This is a genomic window from Companilactobacillus futsaii JCM 17355 (assembly GCF_001435505.1).
Lineage (GTDB): Bacteria > Bacillota > Bacilli > Lactobacillales > Lactobacillaceae > Companilactobacillus > Companilactobacillus futsaii.
Genome location: NZ_AZDO01000120.1, coordinates 1 through 4,875, shown reverse-complemented (window position 1 = coordinate 4,875; position 4,875 = coordinate 1). Strand labels below are relative to the sequence as shown.

The 4,875-nt window shown below is 32.0% G+C and carries 14 protein-coding genes; 3 read left to right on the top strand and 11 right to left on the bottom strand.

Features of this window, described 5'->3' with window-relative positions; genetic code table 11:
* Window positions 1-42 precede the first annotated feature (42 nt).
* The 4 genes from FC88_RS08910 to FC88_RS08905 form a co-directional block, all read right to left on the bottom strand.
* Complete coding sequence (locus FC88_RS08910) at window positions 43-243, bottom strand: hypothetical protein (protein WP_057814819.1); 201 nt, start codon at window positions 241-243, stop codon at window positions 43-45.
* Between the two features lie 95 nt (window positions 244-338).
* Window positions 339-557: a DUF6883 domain-containing protein gene (locus FC88_RS13395; RefSeq protein ID WP_420838810.1), complete on the bottom strand. Its 219-nt coding sequence runs from the start codon at window positions 555-557 to the stop codon at window positions 339-341.
* Window positions 558-752: 195 nt separating this feature from the next.
* Window positions 753-968, bottom strand: a complete 216-nt coding sequence (locus FC88_RS13390) for a phage minor capsid protein (protein ID WP_412030875.1) — start codon at window positions 966-968, stop codon at window positions 753-755.
* An 11-nt stretch (window positions 969-979) separates the two neighbouring features.
* Window positions 980-1,222, bottom strand: a complete 243-nt coding sequence (locus FC88_RS08905) for an ATP-binding cassette domain-containing protein (RefSeq protein ID WP_057814817.1) — start codon at window positions 1,220-1,222, stop codon at window positions 980-982.
* Between the two features lie 153 nt (window positions 1,223-1,375).
* On the opposite strand from FC88_RS08905, the gene FC88_RS12920 reads away from it, so the two are divergent.
* The 3 genes from FC88_RS12920 (at window position 1,376) to FC88_RS08895 (ending at window position 2,182) form a co-directional block, all read left to right on the top strand.
* The gene (locus tag FC88_RS12920) at window positions 1,376-1,534 is read left to right on the top strand and encodes a hypothetical protein (protein ID WP_157060457.1); all 159 of its coding nucleotides are present in this window, start codon (window positions 1,376-1,378) and stop codon (window positions 1,532-1,534) included.
* A gap of 113 nt (window positions 1,535-1,647) precedes the next feature.
* Window positions 1,648-1,929 (top strand): type II toxin-antitoxin system Phd/YefM family antitoxin, encoded by a 282-nt coding sequence (locus FC88_RS08900; protein ID WP_057814815.1) that lies wholly within the window; start codon window positions 1,648-1,650, stop codon window positions 1,927-1,929.
* Window positions 1,919-2,182: a Txe/YoeB family addiction module toxin gene (locus FC88_RS08895; RefSeq protein WP_057814812.1), complete on the top strand. Its 264-nt coding sequence runs from the start codon at window positions 1,919-1,921 to the stop codon at window positions 2,180-2,182. The genes FC88_RS08900 and FC88_RS08895 overlap by 11 nt, the downstream gene beginning before the upstream one ends.
* Before the next feature lie 56 nt (window positions 2,183-2,238).
* Here FC88_RS08895 and FC88_RS13410 read toward each other — a convergent pair whose 3' ends face one another.
* From FC88_RS13410 to FC88_RS12680, 7 genes are all read right to left on the bottom strand, one after another.
* The gene (locus FC88_RS13410) at window positions 2,239-2,364 is read right to left on the bottom strand and encodes a hypothetical protein (protein ID WP_476728531.1); all 126 of its coding nucleotides are present in this window, start codon (window positions 2,362-2,364) and stop codon (window positions 2,239-2,241) included.
* Window positions 2,365-2,399: 35 nt separating this feature from the next.
* Complete coding sequence (locus FC88_RS08890; protein ID WP_476728530.1) at window positions 2,400-2,801, bottom strand: EamA family transporter; 402 nt, start codon at window positions 2,799-2,801, stop codon at window positions 2,400-2,402.
* Between the two features lie 5 nt (window positions 2,802-2,806).
* A complete protein-coding gene (locus tag FC88_RS13255) occupies window positions 2,807-3,016 on the bottom strand; it encodes an EamA family transporter (RefSeq protein WP_268750933.1) in 210 nt (69 codons plus the stop codon).
* A 211-nt stretch (window positions 3,017-3,227) separates the two neighbouring features.
* The gene (locus FC88_RS12690; protein WP_268750935.1) at window positions 3,228-3,557 is read right to left on the bottom strand and encodes a type II toxin-antitoxin system PemK/MazF family toxin; all 330 of its coding nucleotides are present in this window, start codon (window positions 3,555-3,557) and stop codon (window positions 3,228-3,230) included.
* Between the two features lie 25 nt (window positions 3,558-3,582).
* Window positions 3,583-3,849 (bottom strand): AbrB/MazE/SpoVT family DNA-binding domain-containing protein, encoded by a 267-nt coding sequence (locus FC88_RS12685; protein ID WP_083484619.1) that lies wholly within the window; start codon window positions 3,847-3,849, stop codon window positions 3,583-3,585.
* Between the two features lie 94 nt (window positions 3,850-3,943).
* Window positions 3,944-4,159, bottom strand: a complete 216-nt coding sequence (locus FC88_RS08880) for an NAD(P)H-binding protein (RefSeq protein WP_268750934.1) — start codon at window positions 4,157-4,159, stop codon at window positions 3,944-3,946.
* Between the two features lie 406 nt (window positions 4,160-4,565).
* Window positions 4,566-4,829 carry a Txe/YoeB family addiction module toxin gene (locus tag FC88_RS12680; protein ID WP_083484618.1) on the bottom strand — a complete coding sequence of 88 codons (264 nt, stop codon included), beginning with the start codon at window positions 4,827-4,829 and terminating at the stop codon, window positions 4,566-4,568.
* Window positions 4,830-4,875 lie beyond the last annotated feature (46 nt).

Here is a 4,875-nt window from a genome sequence, read left to right as displayed (position 1 = left end):
AAAAAAAGAACGGTTTAATGTCATGTTCAGGACAATAATTATTTAATGCTTTGGTATTTTATAATCAACGATATCTTCATTATTTACTGCAAATATAACATCATCTTCATCTTCTGCTTGAGAATGTGGATAATATTCAGCTATGTAATTTGGTCTTGTTTTATATACTTCAAGCGTCACACCCGTAATACCATCTTTCGTTTTAATCCAACTAAATTCGGGTAATAATTTCTTTGGTGTCATGCTATCCCTTCTTCCTATGATTAACAAAAATACTTGTAAGCCTTAATTCCCCATTTTTAGGATCTTTAACCCAAGCCGTCCTAACACTTCTTGTATTACCATTTGGACCCTTTATTGGCATATTGTGGAATGGCTTCGTATTTCGTAACGCCATTATAAACCTTGTCCATTAGATCTGTATAATTATTTAAATTGTAGCCTAGTGCACTTTGAAAGACTTTTGCCTTAGAAGCTCCACCACTTTTTATGGCTGTTAGGTCTAGTGCATATTTTGTTAATTTTTCTTTAGGGAATACAGCATTTTTTTGCGTCAGACATGATGTATTTATCTACCTTGGTTATTACCTTTTCACGGCTATAATCACGATGTAAGAAATCATGGTCTTTAACTATTTTACGTATCTTGGCACGGCGTCCACTCAATAAACTTTTGTAATGAGAAACTCCAAACTCGTCGCCCTGACTTTTAGCATAGGCAATCATCTTCTTGTCTTGTCTAACTAATCTTTCTAATCCACGTTGCTTCTGCTGAATCTTGCCATTTTTAATTTTTTTTTAGTATCAGGGTGGTGGAATGGATTCGTGTTGACACCCTCAATATATGGGTATAATTCATGCCTACAATTAGCACCCTGTGTACCCCACGCATAACCATAACCATGATCGTAACTTGTTGGATAACGTGGATTGAAATGTTTATCAGTCCTTGGAACAGTATTGACTATCTTTCCTTGAATTAGCGCACAAACAGGAAAATTTTTGCATCGCCACGACCCAGTTGAAATCCATTTATACTGATTTGTCCACGGGTTGGTTTTAGCAAAGTAGTAAGGATTGATACAGTGGTAGATTTACCTGCTCCATTCTTGCCTAAAAAAGCTGTAAACTCACCTTTAGAAATATTAAAGCTCAAATCATCAATTGCTTTCTTGTCACCAAATTCTTTTGTAAGATGCATAACTGTTATTATTTTTTTCATAGTCGTTTATCCTTTTTGTTTCATTAACAATAAAATGTCATTTAAGGAATGTAAAGTAACTCACAGTAAAATTGACGATGGGTATTCTGGCAAATCATTTTAAAAAGTAAGATAATGTAACTATTGAGTTTTTAAGAATACGGGGGATCTTGCATGACTATACTTTTGGGCATAGGACTAATAATTTTAGCAATCTTTGCTATCGTTGGGAACATCAGTAATTCCAAACAATTCGGTAGAAAAATTATGTCGGACAGATTATACTTTTATATTTTCTTATTGGTTGGGGGCTTAGCTTTAATTTTCTTTTAAATACATTAGCATATAATGTATACAACATTAAGTACAATTAATAGATTATCTGTACTAAATATTGTACAATCAGTTGTAGAGAATACTGTTATTTTCAAAAAGGAGTCTTGAATATGGCAACTACCGCAACTAACATTTCTGAAGCAAGAAAGAATTTAAAAAAATTAACTGACGACGTAGTTGATTATGATGATCATGTAATAATTACGAAGCCAAAAAATCGTAATGTGGTTATTATGTCGGAAAAAGAATATCAATCTTGGAAAGAAACCATGTACCTACTCGGCACAGAAGCAAATCGTAAAAATTTGGATGAATCTTTAGAGCAACTAAACAGAGGTAACCTAAAGACAATATCAAAAGAAGAATGGGATAAACTTTCTAATGAAAATTGATCGAGTAAGTTTTACCATTAAGGCTTTGTCAGATTATCAATATTGGCAAAAACAAGACCGAAAAACTTTAAAGATTCTAAATCGGATAATTAATGATATTATTCGACATCCCTTTACGGGTATAGGTAAACCGGAACCTTTAAAATACAAATTAGACAATTGCTGGTCCAGAAGAATTAATAAAAGCGACCGAATCGTCTATACGGTTACAAATGATTCAATCATTATCATTCAATGTCGCTATCATTACTAAAATATTAAAAGCCAATCAGTTCACCATAAAAGATGAGTTGATTTGCTTTATTTTTACTATTCATTTCTAATGGATACGACGATACTTACTAAAATCAACCCCAAACCGATGAAAAAGCCTATTTTGATTGATTCATTTAAAAATAGCCATCCCAATAAGGTTCCAATAATTGGTTGAAACAAGAAGAACAACCCTGATGTTGGGCTGTGAAATAAGACTAATCCTTTATTCCAAAGGTTCTCTTTTGTATGAAAATAACAGGTGTTAAACAGACAATAGCAACTAAAGTACCTAAAAAAGTAACTTGAATGATGCTGTACTTCTTATCAACTAGTTCAATTAAAACTGACATCAAAGCCCATGTGAGACCAGCAATCAGTAAAAAGATTACTCCTAGTAATAAATTATTTCCAGTAAAATGAAAGCCAACAATTGACACAACACCTAAAATAGCCAGAGACAAACTGATCCACTTACCTTTGGTTGGTTTGATTCTTAATAATGGCCAACTGAAGACAATCATGAATGCCGGTGTGACTGAGCCTAATTGAGCTGAAGAAAACATTGTACCTGTTTCTTGAGCAACGATAGAAATCGTATCACCAATTAATCCGATCAAGAAGATCAGCAGTAAATTTTTTTATCCCAGTGCCACTGAATCTTTGCAACTAAGGCGATTACCAATAAGGCAACTGAACCGATGAGATATCGTAGCCAAACTAGTTGAATTGGTGGAATTTCACTGACGACCGATTTGACGACGACAAACATCCCACCCCAAATACATGCTGCTAAAGTTAAATATATGCTACCTATTATTTTATTTTTGTTCAAAATATGAAACCTCCGCTTTATTTACTTAATTAGTTAAGAAATCAGCGGATTCACACCACTGATTAGCGGTATGAAGGTACATCACATTCGAATAAAGGTGAATATAGCAAAATGAAAGCCTCCTTTGACAGAAATATAGTTTTAATTATATTAAAAAATAAGAGACTTCCGCAAGTGCATGGAGGAATCTCTTATTAATTTAAAAGAATTATTAATGTTCTTTATTAAGGTCATTTAAATAGTTATTAGCAAAATCAAACAGAGCGATGACGTCAAACTCAGACAACATGCCAATTGGCCTATGCTTAAATACAATACTTTGAGGTAAGCGATATGTTTTATGTACATCAACATAGCTAGGCTTTCTCAAATGTGCATCTTTCCAATTCATTATAGTATAGTAGAAATCCTTTACCCTATCAGATTTATTTTGATATTTAGAAGTTATTTTGTAAACAACAGCGGTATTCTCACCAACATCAATAAGTAATGCAGGTCGAAATTTAGATTGATTAGAATCATCAAATGGGATGTTTGCTATATAGATATTGTAAATATTATCATTCTTAGCTATTAGTCATCCAATCATGAAAATCTGGATGTTTTTTAGCATCATAATTTCCATTTTTATCAAAAGTAATTTCCTCTTCTGGAGTACGCTTTAATATTTGACTCCAATCCAGCTCTTTTTTCTTTAAAACCATCTCAGATTTATCATTTATCGTCCAAGTAAATATATCTCCACCTTCAAGATGCAATTGCTTTCTGATAGCGGAAGGAATAACTAATTGGCCTTGCTTTGACAATTTACTTAGTTCTTCTTTTTCTTGCATTTCGTAGGCCTCCTTAAAATCTAAAGTACTTTATGCTTTAGATTAAGTATACTACACAATGTGATTTTAAGAAAAAATACAGATTAAAGTACATTTAAATATCATGATCCATTTCTCGTATTTGTTTCAGCATATTGTCAGTACCAGGTTTACTGATACCGTAACTTTCTGACATATACTTTTCAGGATTATTAATTATTTTAATTACAAAATCAACAATGCTACTTCGAGAGATCATTGTTCCCTTAAATGTTTCGCCTTTTTTGGTTAATTTATAATCAATTTCTCTATCGTTAGTCATATAGGCGATTTGAACAATAGAAACTACTGGACGAAATGATATGAATACTTTTAATCAAGAAGTACAAAAAAGCCTTCTCAACATTAGAAAAGTCCTTTTATTTTGTCATAAATCTTTTAATCGTTCCATTAAGTTAGAATGTTTGTCATATAATTTTCTGGCTATTTCAAGTATTTCCGGACGTACTTGTTCTCTGTCAGATTTTAATATTTTTCTATCTTCTTTTGAAATTTGTATCAGTCCCTCATATGCATATTCTATTTTTTGTTACTTTCCTCTACTATACCGGCAATTTCCTTTTGAGTTAATGTCAAATCTACTGGATAAGAATTAGTCTTAGCATAAAAGAGTTATCGCGTCTGTTGTCGTCATACCAAGATTTTTGAGGACTTTTTCGACGTCTTTTTGTAGTTTTTTACGCGTAATGATTCCACGCTGAATAAATATGTACTATTTGTTTCTCTTCATCAATTGAATATACAATACGATGTTGAATATTCAATCTTCTAGAATAAAGTTTATCTTCTGGTGGAAACAATTTTTCAAAGTTATCTGATGGATCATATGGATTTACTGACAACTTTTTAATTATTTCGTCAAATTTCTTACAAAATGGACTATTCTTTATCTTTTTTAAATCATTTTTAGAAGAATTTTTAAATTTTATTGAATCGCAAATTGCAAGAACAAGTTAGCCACTTTGGAAAAATAAAGAAAAGTTAAGA